Annotated in this window: 16 protein-coding genes and 1 other RNA gene; 14 read left to right on the top strand and 3 right to left on the bottom strand. The window is 61.6% G+C overall.

All coding sequences use genetic code 11. From position 1 onward, the window contains the following. Positions 1 to 23 precede the first annotated feature (23 nt). The 10 genes from ABF821_RS04850 (at position 24) to ABF821_RS04805 (ending at position 10,180) form a co-directional block, all read left to right on the top strand. Positions 24 to 881, top strand: a complete 858-nt coding sequence (locus tag ABF821_RS04850; RefSeq protein ID WP_415529229.1) for a substrate-binding periplasmic protein — start codon at positions 24 to 26, stop codon at positions 879 to 881. 61 nt (positions 882 to 942) lie between these two features. Beyond that, on the top strand, positions 943 to 1,608 hold the full coding sequence (locus ABF821_RS04845; RefSeq protein WP_415529228.1) for an amino acid ABC transporter permease: 666 nt from the start codon (positions 943 to 945) through the stop codon (positions 1,606 to 1,608). 13 nt (positions 1,609 to 1,621) lie between these two features. Next, positions 1,622 to 2,302 carry an amino acid ABC transporter permease gene (locus ABF821_RS04840; RefSeq protein ID WP_415529227.1) on the top strand — a complete coding sequence of 227 codons (681 nt, stop codon included), beginning with the start codon at positions 1,622 to 1,624 and terminating at the stop codon, positions 2,300 to 2,302. After that, on the top strand, positions 2,236 to 3,276 hold the full coding sequence (locus tag ABF821_RS04835) for an NAD-dependent epimerase/dehydratase family protein (RefSeq protein ID WP_259657204.1): 1,041 nt from the start codon (positions 2,236 to 2,238) through the stop codon (positions 3,274 to 3,276). The genes ABF821_RS04840 and ABF821_RS04835 overlap by 67 nt, the downstream gene beginning before the upstream one ends. 13 nt (positions 3,277 to 3,289) lie before the next feature. Next, positions 3,290 to 4,045, top strand: a complete 756-nt coding sequence (locus ABF821_RS04830) for an amino acid ABC transporter ATP-binding protein (RefSeq protein WP_415529226.1) — start codon at positions 3,290 to 3,292, stop codon at positions 4,043 to 4,045. Positions 4,046 to 4,055: 10 nt separating this feature from the next. Next, positions 4,056 to 4,826 (top strand): SDR family NAD(P)-dependent oxidoreductase, encoded by a 771-nt coding sequence (locus tag ABF821_RS04825; protein ID WP_415529225.1) that lies wholly within the window; start codon positions 4,056 to 4,058, stop codon positions 4,824 to 4,826. Positions 4,827 to 5,099: 273 nt separating this feature from the next. Continuing rightward, the gene (locus tag ABF821_RS04820; RefSeq protein WP_415529224.1) at positions 5,100 to 6,329 is read left to right on the top strand and encodes an MFS transporter; all 1,230 of its coding nucleotides are present in this window, start codon (positions 5,100 to 5,102) and stop codon (positions 6,327 to 6,329) included. A 130-nt stretch (positions 6,330 to 6,459) separates the two neighbouring features. Further along, positions 6,460 to 7,827, top strand: coding sequence for a dihydroorotase (locus ABF821_RS04815; RefSeq protein ID WP_415529223.1), 1,368 nt, complete (start codon positions 6,460 to 6,462; stop codon positions 7,825 to 7,827). A gap of 99 nt (positions 7,828 to 7,926) precedes the next feature. Beyond that, positions 7,927 to 8,826: a polysaccharide deacetylase family protein gene (locus ABF821_RS04810; RefSeq protein WP_415529222.1), complete on the top strand. Its 900-nt coding sequence runs from the start codon at positions 7,927 to 7,929 to the stop codon at positions 8,824 to 8,826. A 19-nt stretch (positions 8,827 to 8,845) separates the two neighbouring features. Further along, positions 8,846 to 10,180 carry a CapA family protein gene (locus ABF821_RS04805; RefSeq protein WP_415529233.1) on the top strand — a complete coding sequence of 445 codons (1,335 nt, stop codon included), beginning with the start codon at positions 8,846 to 8,848 and terminating at the stop codon, positions 10,178 to 10,180. A 382-nt stretch (positions 10,181 to 10,562) separates the two neighbouring features. Here ABF821_RS04805 and ABF821_RS04800 read toward each other — a convergent pair whose 3' ends face one another. Together ABF821_RS04800 and ABF821_RS04795 are read right to left on the bottom strand one after the other, a co-directional pair. Further along, the gene (locus ABF821_RS04800) at positions 10,563 to 11,183 is read right to left on the bottom strand and encodes an MlaC/ttg2D family ABC transporter substrate-binding protein (protein ID WP_415529221.1); all 621 of its coding nucleotides are present in this window, start codon (positions 11,181 to 11,183) and stop codon (positions 10,563 to 10,565) included. Between the two features lie 14 nt (positions 11,184 to 11,197). After that, entirely contained in the window at positions 11,198 to 12,013 is an 816-nt protein-coding gene (locus ABF821_RS04795; RefSeq protein WP_182973162.1) for a VacJ family lipoprotein, read from the bottom strand. A gap of 341 nt (positions 12,014 to 12,354) precedes the next feature. On the opposite strand from ABF821_RS04795, the gene ABF821_RS04790 reads away from it, so the two are divergent. After that, positions 12,355 to 13,221: an MOSC domain-containing protein gene (locus tag ABF821_RS04790; protein WP_415529220.1), complete on the top strand. Its 867-nt coding sequence runs from the start codon at positions 12,355 to 12,357 to the stop codon at positions 13,219 to 13,221. Positions 13,222 to 13,255: 34 nt separating this feature from the next. On the opposite strand, the gene thyX is transcribed toward ABF821_RS04790, so the two are convergent. After that, the gene (gene thyX, locus ABF821_RS04785) at positions 13,256 to 14,206 is read right to left on the bottom strand and encodes an FAD-dependent thymidylate synthase (protein ID WP_183008286.1); all 951 of its coding nucleotides are present in this window, start codon (positions 14,204 to 14,206) and stop codon (positions 13,256 to 13,258) included. 65 nt (positions 14,207 to 14,271) lie between these two features. Between thyX and ssrA the strand changes: the two genes are divergently transcribed. The 3 genes from ssrA (at position 14,272) to ABF821_RS04770 (ending at position 17,115) form a co-directional block, all read left to right on the top strand. Beyond that, positions 14,272 to 14,611: a transfer-messenger RNA gene (gene ssrA, locus ABF821_RS04780) on the top strand. Positions 14,612 to 14,795: 184 nt separating this feature from the next. Beyond that, the gene (locus ABF821_RS04775; protein WP_415529219.1) at positions 14,796 to 15,350 is read left to right on the top strand and encodes an SspB family protein; all 555 of its coding nucleotides are present in this window, start codon (positions 14,796 to 14,798) and stop codon (positions 15,348 to 15,350) included. Between the two features lie 103 nt (positions 15,351 to 15,453). Next, entirely contained in the window at positions 15,454 to 17,115 is a 1,662-nt protein-coding gene (locus tag ABF821_RS04770) for a fumarate hydratase (RefSeq protein ID WP_415529218.1), read from the top strand. Positions 17,116 to 17,123: the final 8 nt, after the last annotated feature.

Raw genomic sequence — 17,123 nt, 5'->3', positions numbered from 1 at the left:
GCGCGTATTCGGGAGCTATATGAATGAGGAAATCATATCCTGTTCTCCTGTGCGTGGCATTCGCGGCGTTCGTGGCATTTCCGTGGGCTGGCTGGTGCGCCACGCCATCGCCCGCGGGAACGTTGACGGTCGGGTCGGACTTCGGCGTGGCACCGTGGATCGTCCGGGGGCACGATGGACCGGAAGGGTTCGGGGTAGACCTGATCAGGGCGGTCGGGCGGAAAATGGGATACGGGGCCGTTGATATCGAGGACATCAATTTCTCCGGCCTGTTCCCGGCGCTGTTTTCCTCGCGTATCGATATGACGGTCAATCCGCTCAACATCACACGTGAGCGCAGCGAAAGACTTCTGTTCAGCGAACCGATCTTTGCGACAGGAAATGGCTTTATCGTTCTCAAAGGGAGGAAGCTGTCGGGTCTGGAAGACCTTAGGGGGCAGGTGCTGGCGGTAAACCGGGGGACTTTGTCTGATACCTGGGCAACGCAGAACCAGGAGCGCTATGGATTTACGATCCAGCGTTATGAAACATTTCCCGATTCGGTGCTGGCCGTGCTGACGGGCCGCGCCCTTACGGCTCTGAATGAAATTCCGACGACCGTTTACGCGGCCAGCAGGAATCCGCTCATCGAAGTCGCCTACAAGGACTTTGATGGCCGGAATTTTGCTTACGCATTCCGCAGAAATGATGCGGAATTGCGGGGCCGAGCCGAAAGGGCCATTGAATGTCTGAAGCGGGAGGGTGTGTTGGCCAGGCTTTACCTCAAGTGGTACGGCGCCGTTCCTCCAAAGGGCAGTCCTCTTACGACCATCTATCCGGGCTTCGGGCCACCCGGATTCTCGGGTTACGATGCCAGACCGCATGATTTAGAATGTTATTGATTTTTCCATATGAAATCCGCTCAGATCGCAATCAGCACATTTTCCCATAGCCGGACGGCGCATGCACCAGATTATTGAAAACTATTTCAATGCTCAGATCATAAGAGAGGCTTTTCCCGATGTGCTGCAGGGCTTCTGGGTGACGGTTCTTGCCGCCCTGTCCATCATTATCCTCGGCTTGGGATTCGGTCTCGGGTTTGCCTTGCTGCGGTGCATCAACAATCGTATCCTCAACGCGCTGATCCGGTTTTATATCGAAATTTTCCGGACCATGCCGCAGTTGGTGGTCCTGATTTTCATATATTTTGGCCTGCCGTATGCGGGTATCCGTCTCTCGGCATTTTTCTCGACCGTGGTCGCCCTTTCCGCGGTGCTTGCCGCGTTTTCAGCGGAGATTTTCTGGACGGCTATTGTCGCCGTACCTCGTGGCCAATGGGAAGCCGCCGTTGCTCTCGGGTTCCGGCGTTCGCAGAGCCTGTTCTTCTTCATCCTGCCCCAGGCACTCCGGCTTGCGCTTCCTCTTGTTACCAACCGGATGATCGCCATTACGAAAGGAACGGCATTCGGGGTTGCGGTGTCCTTGCAGGAAACGCTTGGAAGCGCACAAAGTGTCATGGCGATAAAGGCGAATCCCTCTCCACTGATATTGGCGACATTTTTCTACCTGCTGTTTTTCTTTCCGCTCGTCATGTTCAGCCGATACACGGAACGGCATTTCTCGCGCTAAGGATCATCCGGCAATGCACCTGTTCCTGACAAATTTCTTCAATATTTCATCGCTCATGCCGGTGCAGTATCTACTCTGGCAGGGGCTGAGGCTCACGCTGCTGCTTTCCGTCGTCGCATTGCCGCTCGCTATCCTATGTGGTCTTTCTGTTGCGCTTCTCTACAGTTTCGCGGGAAAGCGGGTCCGGCGGTTCATGCTGGTTCTGATCGACCTGATGAGGGCTTTTCCCGTTCTGATGATGTTGATCCTGATCTATTACAGCCTGCCGTTTCTGGGGATAACGCTGGGCGGCTTTTCCGCTGTCGTGGCCGCGATTGTCCTGAACAATACGGGCTATTTCAGCGAGATATTCCGCGCTGGTCTGGAATCGATTCCAGTTTCGCAGATGGAGGCGGCCCAGGCGCTGGGATTTCACCGTACGAAGGCGATGTTCTACATCATCCTGCCGCAGGTCCTGCGCAGGGCCGCTGCTCCACTAGCCAGCAACTCCCTTGAACTGGTCAAGACCACGTCGATCGCCGGACTTGTCGCGATACCGGAACTGATCCGCTCCGCCGAGATCGCCCAGGAACAGATATACAATCCTACTCCGCTCAGCGCCGTAGGTATCATCTTCTTCGTATTGTTATGGCCGTTTTCTCACCTTGTTTCACGACTGGAAAGGGGAGCATTGCTAGGGAGGGTCGATCTTTGAAGGTCTTCGTGACGGGGGGCACGGGCTCCGTCGGGTTGGCCGTCGCCGAAGCATTCCTTGCGCGAGGACATACCCCATTCCTGTTCGCGATGGCTCCTGTCCCCGCGCGGTTTGGCGAAAGAGCCCCCTTGCGGGACGTGGCCTTTGTCCATGGCGATATCCGCTCGGCGCACGACCTTGAACGGGCACTTGGGGTCTGTCGGCCGGATATCGTGATTCATCTGGCAGCCGTCACGCCGGACCTGGATGCGGAAAAGGCCGCGCCGGAGCGGATTACGGAGGTCAATATCTCAGGTGTCGCTTCGCTCATGAAGGCAGTGCGGGCAATCCCGGATATCCGGCGTGTCGTGATGGCCAGCAGCGTGGCCGTCTACGGTCATGTCGATCCGGCGGAAGGCATGATATCGGAAGACCATCCGCTCGCTCCGCATAGCCTGTACGGAATCAGTAAGGTGGCGGCGGAAAAAACGGCTCTGCGCCTCGCGGAGATTTATCAAATGGATGTGCGGATCGCCCGGATCGGGCCGGTTTATGGCCCCTGGGAGCATGGGACGGCCGTGCGTCCCATGCTCAGTCCTCACGCGCAACTCCTTGAACGCCTGCTGCGCGGCGAACCGGTCATTCTTGACCGGCGAATGGCGGGAGACTGGCTTTACAGCCGTGATGCCGGGAGAGGGATCGCATCCCTTGCGCTCGCCCAGGTTTTGAAACACGACATCTATAACATAGGAAACGGGTCTGTCAGCACAGTCGCCGAATGGGGGACGGTCATGGCGTCTGTCCTGCATGGAGCGCCCATAACCCATTCCGTTCCGGGCAAGGCGCCAACAATCCTGTCTCCGCTCAGGCAGGACCGTGCCCCGCTGTCCATCGACCGCCTGCTGCAGGACACGGACTATGTGCCGTGCTTCACAGGGGCCGATACCGTTGTCAACTATCTGAACTGGCTGGAGCAGTATCCCGATGACCTGTAGCAGGCCCTCCAATATGCCGGACCATCTGGAAGGCCGCGCGGCCATCGATGTGCGCGCGCTCGAGAAACACTATGGCAGCTATCATGCACTGAAGGATGTCAGCCTTACGATCGCGCCGGGGCGGCGCGTCGTCATCTGTGGTCCATCGGGATCAGGCAAATCCACGTTGATCCGGTGCATGAATGGACTGGAGAGCTTTGATGGAGGCGAACTCTTCGTCAATGGCGCGCCAGTCCACGGAAAATCGAGGAGCCTGGACCTGATCCGGCGCGAAGTCGGGATGGTGTTCCAGCATTTCAATCTGTTTCCTCATCTTAGCGTCCTGAAGAACCTCATGATCGCTCCGATAAAGGTGCGCGGGAAATCGAAGGCCGAGGCCGAAATCCTGGCCCGATTCTATTTGGAACGGGTGAAGCTTTCCGATCATGCAGACAAGCTTCCCTCGGCGATCTCGGGTGGACAGCAACAGCGCGTTGCCATTGCCCGTGCGTTGTGCATGGAACCCAAGATCATGCTCTTTGACGAACCGACATCGGCATTGGATCCGGAAATGATCATGGAAGTTCTCGACGTCATGGTCCAGTTGGCCAAGGACGGGATGACAATGGTCTGTGTGACCCATGAAATGGGCTTTGCCCGCAGCGTGGCGGACGAGGTCATTTTCATGGATGCCGGCCGAATTCTGGAACGAAACGCACCGGAGGCCTTTTTCCAGGGGCCGGCGCATGACCGTACCCGCACATTCCTGCAGCAAATTATCCGTCATTAGGGGTTTTCTCATGCGCCTTCTGAACAAGACCGCAATCGTCACCGGAGCGTCGTCGGGTATAGGACGCGCCATTGCCCTGCTTTTTGCCCGGGAAGGCGCAACCGTCATTGCGGCCGATATTACAGAAGACGTTGTGGAAGGGGGCGAGCCTGTTATTCACGCCCTGCGCAAACTGACAGACAGCGCCATGTTCGTCAGGACGGATATCTCGAGGCAGGCAGACGTACAATCCCTGTTTCATCTGGTGGTTATACGTTTCGGTCGTGTTGATATCCTGATCAACAACGCGATGGTCCGGGGCGGATTGTCCCTGGCGGACACCACGGAGGCGGACTGGGACCGTGTCATGGATGTCAACCTGAAAGGCGCCTATCTTTGCCTGCGGGCGGCCGTCCTTCAGATGTTGAAGCAGGATATCGTGAATGAGGCGCGAGGACGGATCGTCAACATTACATCCCAGCATGGCATGATCGGCGCGCCGCAGGACTTTGCCTATGGCGTCAGCAAGGCGGGCCTCGTCTATATGACCAGACAGGTCGCCACGGACTATGCAAAGGATTACATCATCTGTAATGCCGTGGCGCCAGGCAAGATCCTGACTGGCAAGACGGGGCCGGCCGTCGATCCTGAACGTCTCGATTATTCAAGGCGACGTACTCCGATGCCGCGTCTCGGCACACCTCAGGACGTTGCGCGTGCCGTCCTGTTTCTGGCGAGTGATGATGCCACCTATATCGCGGGCCATAACCTCATGGTGGATGGAGGATGGATGGCTCAGTAGGTACCGGTGGCGACAGTTTGCACCACCCGACCCGCCACAATGTGATGTTCAGGAAAAGCATATCCGCGTTTTCCAAATTGAAGACGTTCATTGCGACACCGATGAGGATATCAGATGCAGGATATGACGATTGACGGGGTGCGCAGCGGGGCGGCAAGCCTCGGCATCGGTCCGCTCATGATGGCGGAGCAGGATGTTGGCGAAAGACGAGATCGTTCTACTCATGTCAGCCGGGCACGAAATGACGACCTTCTTTGGAAAGGGGATTGCGGAATGACAAGGAATGGAAATCAAAGGCGTGCCCTGATCGCAGCGATGGCGGGCTTTGCCCTGGACGGCTTCGACATGCTGATGCTCAGTTTCATGTTGCCCTCCCTTTCGCACGACCTGCTGCTGTCTCCGATCGACAGCGGAATTCTGGTGACGTGGACGTTGGTGGGCGGGGCGATCGGTGGGGCAGGGTTCGGCATCCTCGCGGATTATATCGGTCGGGCGCGAGTCTTATCGATGTCGATCCTGGTGTTCTCGGTATTTTCAATTCTATCAGCTTTTTCTACGGGATTTTACGATCTTCTGTTCTACAGGTTCTGCGCCGGGCTTGGCATGGGGTGCGAATTCGGGGTCGGCGTGGTTCTGGCGACCGAAGCGTATCCCGCCACCATGCGGCCGCGTATAGCGTCCTATGTGGGGTTGAGCTGGCAATTGGGCGTGTTGCTGGCATCGCTGCTCACACCGCTTCTTCTGCCAATGATCGGGTGGCGCGGTGTCTTCGTGGTGGGAGGGCTGCCGGCGTTGGCGGCTTTCTTCATCCGGCGGGGCGTTCAGGATTCCGAGGAATTCCAGGTGTCCAGCCGGTCGCGTCCTACGGGCGATAATCCGGTGAAGGGATTATGGTATCCGCCGATCAGGCGTCGCAGTTCCATCGCTATCTGCACGATGGCCTTCATACAGAATTTTGGATATTACGGCCTGATGATCTGGCTTCCGTCCTATCTGACGAAGGAGCGTGGATTCAGCATGATGAATTCGGGATTCGCCGCCGCGCTGATGGTTGTCGGGATGATCGTGGGGGTGCTGCTTTTCGGTCGTCTGTCGGCGAAGATCGGATACAGGCGGGCCTTCGTATCCTACCAGCTTGGTGCGGCGATGATCGTGCTGCTGTACTCCTGTGTTCAGTCCAGTCAGGTGCTGATACCGCTGGGGATCGTTGCCGGCATATTCGTCAACGGAATGATGGGCGGGTATGGTGAACTGGTCGGCGTATATTATCCGGTGCAAAACCGTAGTACGGCTCAGAGCGTATTGTGGAGCCTCGGCCGGGCATGCGGGGGGCTGGCGCCGCTTGTGATCGGCTATGCTGCCGCGCAACTGGGTTTCGCTGGCGCACTGGGTTTTCTTGGACTGGTGTATGTCGTCGATATGGTCGTGACCGTGTTCGTTCTGCCTGGTCGGCCTGGCCCGGTGCCGTATACGACGGGCGCGGCTTCCTGCGAGCAGGGATGATGTTTTCGTTAAGTGCCGAGTGACGCTGGGCGCGTCGACGACGAAGGTCCTGTCTTGATCAGCGGTTATTATGATGAGGGGTTCCGTCTGTGATGTTGCGGACGTCCGGATTCCGCCAGTGGAGGAAAAAATGAAAATCGATTTTATTCTCAAGGGTAATGTGGTCACCGAGACCAGGGTCATCGAAAATGGCTGGATCGCGGTCGCCGACGAGAAAATTGTCCAGGTTGGGCAGGATATGCCGCCAGCTTGCGATCATATGGTCGATTACGGCGATGGGTTGCTGCTGCCCGGAGGCATTGACGCGCAGGTCCACTCCCGTACCCAGGCGGGGCAGGAGGATTTTGTCTGGACGACGCGGGCGGCGGCGGCCGGGGGTGTCACCACGATCATGGACATGCCCTATGACGACGGGTTCTTGGTCTGCAATGCTGACAGGCTGTTGCAGAAGGCCCATGAGGCCGCCAGCCAGGTCAGGACCGATTTCGGCCTGTGGGGGACGATCGACCCGCGTGTCGGCGCCGGCGACATTCCCGGTATGGTGCAGGCGGGGGCCGTAGGTTTCAAATTCTCTACGTTCGAGACGGACCCCGAGCGCTTTCCACGTATTCCCGCCGCATTGCTGGCCGAATGTTTCGCGGAAATCGCGCGGTACGGCCTGGTCGCGGGTGTACACAACGAGGACGACGAATTCGTCAAATCTGCGATCAGGGAAGTAAAGCAGAAGGGGTTGTCCGACTGGTCGGCGCATGGACTGTCCCGCCCTGCGCTGGCGGAAGCATTGGCCATTACCCAGATTTATGAAATCGGAGCGGCGACCGGCTGTTCGGCGCATGTCGTGCACGCCTCGATCCCCCGTGGGTACGAGCTTTGTTCCGCCTATCGTCAGCAGGGTGTGGATTCGACCATTGAAGCTTGCGTCCATTACCTGCTGTTGGATGAGGAAGGCGATGTCGCCCGGTTAGGGGGCAAGGCGAAGGTCAATCCGCCCATCCGTCCGCGCAAGGATGTCGAGGGATTGTGGCACCATCTGGCCGCGGGGAATGTGACCATCGTTTCGACGGATCATGTCTCCTGGTCGCTGGACCGCAAGCTGAACGAAAACATGCTCGCCAACGCGTCTGGCGTTCCTTCGCTGGAGGTGATCTATCCCCTGTTCCTGACCGAGCTGAAAAAAAGGGGGCTTTCCCTGAGCTGGGGGCCGCGTCTCCTGGCCTATAACCCATCGCGTCTCTTTCGCATTTCCGGGCAGAAGGGTGCGCTGCGACCTGGGCTGGATGCGGATATCACGGTCATGAAACGCGAACGCTGGACCTACGACGCCCAGGCCAGCGCCAATGCCTTTGCGGATTGGAGCCCCTATGACGGGCGGGAACTGGCTTGGAAGGTGAGCGCGACCTATCTGCGCGGCCGGATGATCTATGACGGCGACACTGTGATGGCGGAGCCCGGTTCCGGCCGGCGTGTCAGGCCATGGACGGGCAGCCTCCCGCAATAATGCGCGACCGGGACAGACGATGAGGTGCTGGCGGTGCAGGCGATCTGCTCTTTACCGTCCGCTGCAATTTTGTGTTGAGGGATTGAAAGGATCTGGATCATGACAGCGGCAGAAGCGAGTGAACGCGATTTCGTCGGGTATGGACGGTGCCCCCCTGTTATGCGATGGCCAGGCGGTGCGCGCATAGCGGTGTCCTTCGTCATCAATCTCGAGGAAGGGGCCGAACAGAGCGTGCTGGATGGGGATTCGTATGGCGAGACCCTGGGCGAGGTAACGCGCGCGCCCGCTCCGGGCGAGCGAGACCTGGCGATGGAGTCGTTCTTCGAATACGGCAGTCGTGCCGGAGTCTGGCGCCTGATCGACCTGTTTGACCAGTTCGGTCTTCCGGTCTCGATGTATGCCTGCCCCGTCGCGCTACAGCGCAATCCGGAGCTCGCGGCATATCTGTCGGATGCCATGCAGCATGAAATCGTCTGTCATGGCTATCGTTGGGAAGAAGTGTCCCGGCTGACGCGCGAGACAGAGCGGGACCATATTCACCAGGCCTATGAACTGCTGAAGACGTTGACCGGGCGGGTTCCGACCGGTTGGTACTGCCGTTATGCGCCAAGTATTCACACGAGAAAGCTGTTGGTGGAACATGGAGGATTTCACTACGACTGTGATTCCTACGCCGATGATCTGCCATATTTTGTATCCGTCGATGGGCAGAAATGGTGCGTGGTTCCGCACGCGCTGGATGCGAATGATATCAAGTTCTGGCGAGGCGGATTCGCAAAAGGGGACGATTTTTTCAGTTATCTGAAAGACACGTTCGATTGTCTGTATCGCGAGGGTGCCGAGCATCCGAAGATGATGACGATCAGTCTGCATTGCCGGATCGTGGGTCGACCCGCCCGGGCAGAAGGATTGCGGAGATTCGTCGAGTATATATCCGGTATCGAGAATGTCTGGTTTGCGACGAGGGGACAGATTGCGGATTCGCTCATGAATTCATGACGGTGCATTCGGTATATTGATGTGTTTGCGTGAGGATATCATGAGAGTCTCCCTGACAGGCGACAGTATCGTATTTCGGAGATTGAACAGCATGTCGGATCCGACATGCCGTAGCCTGTTTGACAAGATCAGGGCGTGTGACGTTTCGTTCACAAATCTGGAAATGTTGCCAAGCAATTTTGAAGGTGATCCGGTGTTCGATCATGGCGGGTCGCATTTCAGTGCGCGCCCGTGGGTGCTGGACGATTTATCTGAGGCAGGCTTTTCCCTGTTTGCGGCAGCGACAAATCATAGTCTGGATTATGGTGTCGCGGGCGTGCGCTCGGCACTCGATTGTCTGGAACAGCGCCAGATCCTGTTCGCGGGTGTCGGTCGCACGCTGGAAGCTGCCCGGCGCCCGGCCTATGCAACCCACCCCAAGGGTACGGTCGCGATGATATCGTGCTGTTCGACTTTTGCCCGTGGGCAGGAAGCGTCTGACCAGACGTGCAGCATGCAGGGGCGACCGGGCCTGAATCCGCTGCGCCACAAACGGCGTTTCGTGGTGACGCCAGATGACATGGCCGCCCTCCAGGGCATCCATGAGCGGGTGGGCCTGGCCCGCATCAAGGAGCAGCAGGTGCGGTTGGGCTTCGAGTATGCGCCCCCTGATGGCGTCCTGCCGTTCGCGGGCCTGGATTTCGTAACGGGCGATTCCTGCAGGATGGAGACAATACCGGATGAGCGGGATATGCAGGACATCGAACGCTGGACGCGTGAGGCCGATATCGTTTCGGACGTCGTGGTCGTCAGCCTGCATACGCATGATGTGGGGTATGGGGACGACGGCGCAATAAGCTGGGAGACGCCTGCTGCGTTCGTCGAGGAATTTGCAAGGCGCATGATCGACGCCGGTGCCGATATTGTAGTCTGTCATGGCCAGCATCTTCTCAAGGGGCTGGAGATATATAATGGCAAGGCGATTTTTTATGGGCTGGGCAATTTTATCGGACAGAATGAACTGATCGAGGCCCTGCCCAGGGAATCCTACGAATTTTACAAGGTGCCTTTAGAGACGACGACCCACATGGTGTACCGCGCGCGGACAGAAAACGACAGGAAGGGTTTTCCGGCCGATCGCAGATTTTGGGAAACGATCCTGCCGGTCTGCCAGTTCGACGCGCATAAAGGTCTTTCAGCTATCGAGATTCATCCCGTTTCATTGGGGCTGGGAAAGGCCGCGCATAAAAGAGGCGTGCCGTTTCTGGCCGAAAAGGATGAGGCTGCGTCGATTTTACGGCGATTTGAAAGCCTGTCGGGCCGGTATGGAACGCATTTCCAGAACAAGGGTACGTTTTCCCTGGTCAGCCTTTGACGTCGACGGCGTTCTGTTTGCCCGAACGGTATGGTGGTAGGTGACGGTGGACAATGCTGCATCGCAGCCCCGCCATATGGGGGCTGACGTGCCCGGAACCCGATGGGGAGGGGGCTGAAGATCGACCGGCAGCAGCGTAACCGGTATCCGCCGTCGCTGCGATGGGCCATGTGCTGCTTTACGCTCGGCGTCGCGTCGCCAGGCTATCCCGGGGGCGCGTGCCACACACGCAGGCCAGGCATCTTCCTCCGATGCGCGGCTGCTTCGGTGCCCCCCTGGCTCGGCGGCAGCCCGGGGGTCCTGCCAGCGGTTTACGCGGCGACCTGGATGGCATGCCGGCCCGGCCACGCGTTTCTGACGCGTTTGCCGGGCTGGCTGGGAGTCATTGCCCGGCGTGGGCGGCGACCTGGTGCTCCAGTGCGTGTAGCAGGGCGTCGATGCTGCCGTTATGCCGGCCGATGAAGGAGGCATAATCCTGCCGGGTGGTCAGGCGCAGGCTGGGGCCTTCGGCCATCACATCCACCACCATCGGCTTGCCGCTGCTGAAGCTGACGATCCACTGGGCGTTCACGACAGGCTGCTCGGGGCGGTTGATCACGGTATCCACGGCCTGGTCGGTGCCGGAGGCGGTGACATTGCCGATGGTGAAGGTCACACCCCGGTAGTCGCCGATCTTGTCGGAGATGGAATTGACCAGAATCTGGTGGAATAGCGCCAGGAAGCGCGTCTGCTGCTCCGGCGTGGCCACCCGCCAGTAGCGGCCCAGGCAATAGCGGCCGATGGCGTCCATATCGACATGGTCCTGCAACAGCGGCAGGATCGCGGTCTTCTTCTCGGCCAGCGTACGGTCGGAATTGACGATCGCGATCAACTGCTGGCCGAACGTGCTGACGAATGCGCGGGCCTCCTGGGCGGAAGCCGCGCGGGCCGGTGCCGCGACGTGCAGGGCAGCGGTCGCGGCGGCGAGACCCAGTGCATGACGACGGGAGAGGGCTGTCTTCATCTCTGTGTCCCTGTTCAGTTGTACCAGTCGGGCACGGTGGCGCGGTGGTCGTTGCGGATGGCTTCGGCCTGGGCCTTGCGCTGCTGCTGGTAGGCGCTGCGGATGGTGGCGTAGGGGTCCAGCGCATCTTTCTGCAACTGGTCCAGCGCATCCAGATGGTCGGCCCGGCCGTTGATCATGCCCATGATGTTATAGGCCCAGTTGAATGTCAGCAGGCCGTAGCCCCTGGGCACATAGTTCCAGGGCGAAAGGCCGACATCGATGCCGTAGCCGGCCCCGTCGCGGAACGACGACGGCCCCATCATCGGCATGAACAGATACGGGCCGGACGGCACGCCCCAGGTCGCGAGCGTCAGGCCGGCGTCATTGTCGTGGTGCGGATAGCCCGCATATTTCGCGACATCGATCAGGCCGCCGAGACCGGCGACCATGTTGACGCACCAGCGCACGAAGGCATCGCCCGCCCGGCGGGGCTTGCCGGCGCCGACATCGTTGAAGAACACCACCGGCTCGTTCATCGTCTGGACCAGGCCGCCCAGCGACTGCCGCACGCGGTAGGGCACCGCCCAGACATAGGCCTTGGCCACCGGACGCATGGAATATTTGTCCAGCGTCATGCTGAGGTCGTACATCTTGCGATTGAGGGATTCGTACGGATCGTTGGCCTCGCGATATTCGGCCAGCGCCTCCGGGTCCTTGGGCGGCGGGGCGGCGCAGCCGGCGAGGGCGGCCAGCGCCAGCCCGGCGAAGAAGCGGGAGGTCCGGCGCGGGCGGCGGGTGGGCGTACATGACCGGGACGGCTGTAAGTTCGATCCTGTCACTGCACGCATGCTCGTTCCCGTTTCCCTGGTCTGCCGTCCCCGACGCCTGTAACGCGCGGGGAAGCCAATGGATCTCGCGGCCCGTCAACGCGCGTCCGCGAAACTTCTCTCTAGCATGGGACGCGGCCCGTGCAATCGCCCACGATGACCGATCGGTCATGCGTTGGGGGAACGAGGCGGGGATGGCAAGGATTTTCCCCCCCGGCGGGGTACTGCGCCTGTTTCCGGAGCACTGCGGCCGCTGGAGGGAATACACGGGCGCGGCATCGTCTCCGGCTGGGTTGTTCACGTTCCCGTGATCGAGCGCGGGCCTCGGCGGCGGCGTCCTGTGAGCAGGGTTATGGTGAGGGATGATGAATGATCTGGCGGACCCGGCGGCCGGGACCCCTGTGGCGCGGGTGGCGGCGTTGCATGTCCATCCCGTCAAGTCTCTGGGCGGGCTCGCGGTGGCGGCCGGCATGCTGGGGCCGTGCGGGCTGGAGGATGACCGGCGCTGGATGGTCACCGATCCGGATGGCGGTTTCCTGACCCAGCGGCAGGTGGCGCGGATGGCGCTGGTGACGGTGGCGCGCGACCCCGGTGGACTGGTGCTGGCGCTGGCGGGCCAGGGCGCACACGCGGTCGCCCTGCCGCCCGTCGACGGCGCGCGGCGGATGGTGCGGGTATGGAAGGACAGCGTGCCGGCCGTCGATGCGGGCGATGCCGTGGCCGGCTGGCTCACCGCCGCGCTGGGCCGCCCCTGCCGGCTGGTCTATCTGCATGATGCCGGGGCACGGCCGGCCGACCCGGCATTCGCGCCGGCGGGGGCCACCGTGGGGTTCGCGGACGGATTCGCCGTGCTGGTGGCCAGCCGGGAGTCGCTGGGGGCGCTGAACCGCGACCTGCCGACTCCCGTGCCGATGGATCGTTTCAGGCCCAATCTGGTGCTGGAAGGGGCCAGGCCGTGGGCTGAGGATGGCTGGCGCCTGCTGGCTGTGGGCGCGGCGCTGCTGCGCATCGTCAAACCCTGTTCGCGCTGCATCATGACGACCATCGACCAGAAGACGGCCGAAATTCCCGACCCGCGCGAACCGCTGGCGACGCTGGCCCGCACCCGCCGCGCCAGAGGCGGGGTGATGTTCGGCCAGAACGCGGTCGTGGTGCGGCCCGGCCGGGTCGCGGTGGGCGATGTGGTAAGGGTGCTGGAAGAGGGGCCGTCGAACCTCGTGGCGGCCTGAAGGCGGCCGTCAGGCCGACTTCGCAAGCAGCTTCTTAGCGGCCCAGGCGCGGGGCGATCTCGGGCAGCAGGCCGATCAGGTCCGTGACCTCGCGCTTCGACAGGCCCGAGGCCTGCAAATCGACCTCCCGCCCGGCCAGCACGTCGCGCAAGGCCCGCAGGGCGGGGCCGGACAGCAGGGCGGCTTCCTGCATGTAGTCGCGGAAGGCCTCGAAGGTCAGCGGCACCCAGCGCTCGACCAGATTCAGGATCGTGTCGGCATAGGCCCGGATTTCATACTGCGCGTGGGCATCGGCACGCAGCCGCAGGAAATGCAGCAGATTCCACAGGTTGAGCTGCCAGTAGAACTGCGTCATCACATTGACCGGCAGCGTCATGCGCGCCAGTTCGCGCGCCACCACCGGGCGGGCGGGATCGACGACATTCCCGTCCTCGTCCTGGTTCAGCATCTCCAGGTAATGGTCGTAGCAGCGGGTCGCGTCCTCGCGCAGCAGGTCCAGCACATGCTGGGCGGCATCGGCGGGCAGGCTCTCGCCGCGCCCCTGCTTGTTGCTGGCGGACTGGTGGGCGATGTCCTCGGGGCGGGGGAAATAGAATTCCTTCTCCAGCACCGAATAGCGGGCCGAATATTCGTTGATGCTGGCCGTGCGGTGGCGGAACCACTGGCGGGTGACGAAGATCGGGGCGCGGACGTGGAACTTGGCCACCGCCAGTTCGAACGGGCTGGTATGCCGGTGGCGCATCAGGTAGCGGATCAGCCCCCGGTCGTCCGACGTGCTGCGGGTGCCGCGCCCGTAGGAGACGCGCGCGCCCTGCACGATGGCTTCGTCACCGCCCATATAGTCGACCAGCCGGACGAATCCGGTGCCCAGCACCGGCTGGGGCTCGTACAGCACCTCTTCGATGGCGGGAACGACCGTGCGGCGCGTCTCGGCCCAGTCGGCGCGGGCGGCGTCGATTTCCGATTTCTGGTCCGTTGAAAACATTGCCGCGCTCCGTGCCTGCCGCTGAGTCCAAGGGCGCGCATACCACGAATCACCGGCCACGGACACGGCTTGCCACCGGGAGGCGCCATCCTTATATACCGGGGTGCCGGAGGGGCTTGCTCCTTGGCTATGGCGATAAACGGCACGTGGAATAAGTGTAGTGGACCCGGGGGCAGTACCCGGCGTCTCCACCAGAACTCTCTCCGTCACGACCCTTCGGGGCAGGGGAGCATGGGGACGAAACAGGCTCGACACGCATGGTAAAGACCTGCCTTTTGCCCGGCATTGTACCGCCGTCATCGGGCTAACTTACAAGTGCCAACGATAACTCTGAGGTGCTCGCTGTCGCTGCATAAGTGACAAGCGCGGTTCGGGAGGGCACCGGGCAACAGAAGCCCTCCCACTTCACCGCCAGATCATGCCATTATTCTTCCTGCGGTTGTGATGTCTGACCTGCCGTGGCAGCCCTTGTGCGCCCGCGCGGTTTGACGCATGGCTGAAGGCTGTGGCAGGGCGTGGCGCGACCCACACGGCCATCATGGCCCGGTCGACCCCCACCGGGGCGGCCGGACGGTACGGAGTATCCCGCATGTCCGACGATCGCGACGAGGAAAACGGTTTCGACACCATGATTCCGGAAAGCCTCCTCCCCTACGATTCCTGGATCGAGGATGCGTATCGGGGCGTGATGCTGCGCGCGCTGGAGCATGTGGGCCGCGAGGGACTGCCCGAGGGGCACCATTTCTACATCACCTACCGCACCGACTGGCCGGGCGTGGTGCTGCCCGCCCGCCTGCGTGCCCAGTATCCGCACGAGATCACCATCGTGCTGCAACACCAGTTCTGGGACCTGAAGGTGGATGAGGATGCGCAGACCATTTCGGTCGGTCTGTCCTTCGGCGGCGTGGGATCGATCCTGGTCATTCCCGTCGACGCCGTGACCGCCTTCGCCGACCCGCATATCCGGCTCGCGCTGCGCTTCACCCCGCCCGAGCCGGCGCACGAGGAGGAGGCACCGGCCGAACTGGCGGCCCCGGTGCAGGAAGCCCCGGAAAACGCCCCCGCGGCCTCCGGGGACGCGCCGTCCTCGCCACAAGTGGTCAGCCTGGCCGCGTTCCGGAAGAAAGGTTCCGGCCCAGGCTGAACCGTACACCATCCGGGGGGCCCGGATGCGGCCGGGCTCTCCGTGCATCGCCACCACCCGGAAGCAATCCGGGGGAGACAGGCACACAGAGGGAGACTGTCCATTGAATGCATCCACCCCCCCCAAGCCACCGTTGAAGCCGTTCGTCTACGGCCCGCTCTTTCCGCTCCACGATGACGACACGCCGTACCGGCGGCTGGACATCGAAGGGGTCCACACCAGCGTGTGCGACGGCCGCACGGTGCTGCATGTCAAGCCCGAGGCGCTGAGCGAACTGGCTGCCCGGGCCTTCCACGACATCGCGCATCTGCTGCGCCCCGACCATCTGGCCCAGCTTGCCAAGATCCTGAAAGACGCCGAAGCGTCGGACAATGACCGCTTCGTGGCGCTGGACCTGCTGAAGAACGCCTGCATCGCCGCCGGCGGCGTGCTGCCGATGTGCCAGGATACCGGCACCGCCATCGTCTACGGCAAGAAGGGCCAGCGCGTCTGGGTGGACGGCAACGAGGAAGAGGCGTTCTCGCGCGGCGTCTACGACACCTATACCCGCACCAGCCTGCGCTATTCGCAGATGGCGCCGCTGTCGATGTTCGAGGAAGTGAATACCGGCACCAACCTGCCGGTGCAGTTCCATATCTCGGCCACGCCCGGCGACTACCATGCCGAGCAGATGGACCTGATGTTCGTCGCCAAGGGCGGCGGTTCGGCCAACAAGACCTTCCTGTTCCAGGAAACCCGTGCCCTGCTGTCCACCAAGGAAAACCTGCTGAAATGGCTGGACGTCAAGGTGCGCACGCTCGGCACCTCGGCCTGCCCGCCCTACCATCTGGCGGTGGTGATCGGCGGCATGTCGGCCGAACAGACGCTGGAGACGGTCAAGCTGGCCTCCACCAAATGGCTGGACACCCTGCCGACCGAAGGAAGCCCGCAGGGCCACGCCTTCCGCGACCTGGAGATGGAGCAGGAAATCCTGAAGCTGACCCAGGGCCTGGGCATCGGCGCGCAGTTCGGCGGCAAGTATTTCTGCCATGACGTGCGCGTGGTGCGCCTGCCGCGCCATGGCGCGTCGCTGCCCGTGGGCATCGGCGTGTCGTGCTCGGCCGACCGGCAGATCAAGGCCCGCGTGACGGCCGACGGCTTCTTCCTCGAACAGCTCGAAACCGATCCCGCGCGCTTCCTGCCCGAGACCACCGACGAGCATCTGGGCGGCGAAGAGGTGCAGATCGACCTGAACAAGCCGATGACCGAGATCTGCAAGCAATTGTCGCAGTACCCGGTCAAGACCCGCCTGTCGCTGACCGGCACCGTGGTCGTGGCGCGCGACATCGCCCACGCCAAGTTCCGCGAGCGGCTGGAACGCGGCGAGGGCCTGCCGCAGTATCTGAAGGATCATCCGGTCTACTACGCCGGCCCGGCCAAGACGCCGGACGGCCTGCCGACCGGCTCGTTCGGCCCCACCACCGCCGGGCGCATGGACAGCTATGTCGATATGCTCCAGGCTGCCGGTGGATCGTACGTCATGCTGGCCAAGGGCAACCGGTCGAAGGCGGTGCGCGAGGCGTGCCACAAATATGGCGGCTTCTATCTCGGCTCGGTCGGCGGCCCGGCGGCCCGGCTGGCCAAGGACTGCATCCGCAAGGTCGAGGTTCTGGAATATCCGGAACTGGGCATGGAAGCGGTCTGGAAGATCGAGGTCGAGAATTTTCCGGCCTTTATCGTCATCGACGACAAGGGCAATGATTTCTATGAAGGTCTGACGGGCTGAGCCTGGGG

It is taken from the genome of Gluconacetobacter sp., from assembly GCF_047721585.1.
GTDB lineage: Bacteria > Pseudomonadota > Alphaproteobacteria > Acetobacterales > Acetobacteraceae > Gluconacetobacter > Gluconacetobacter dulcium.
This window is presented reverse-complemented; position numbering and strand designations above follow the sequence as displayed.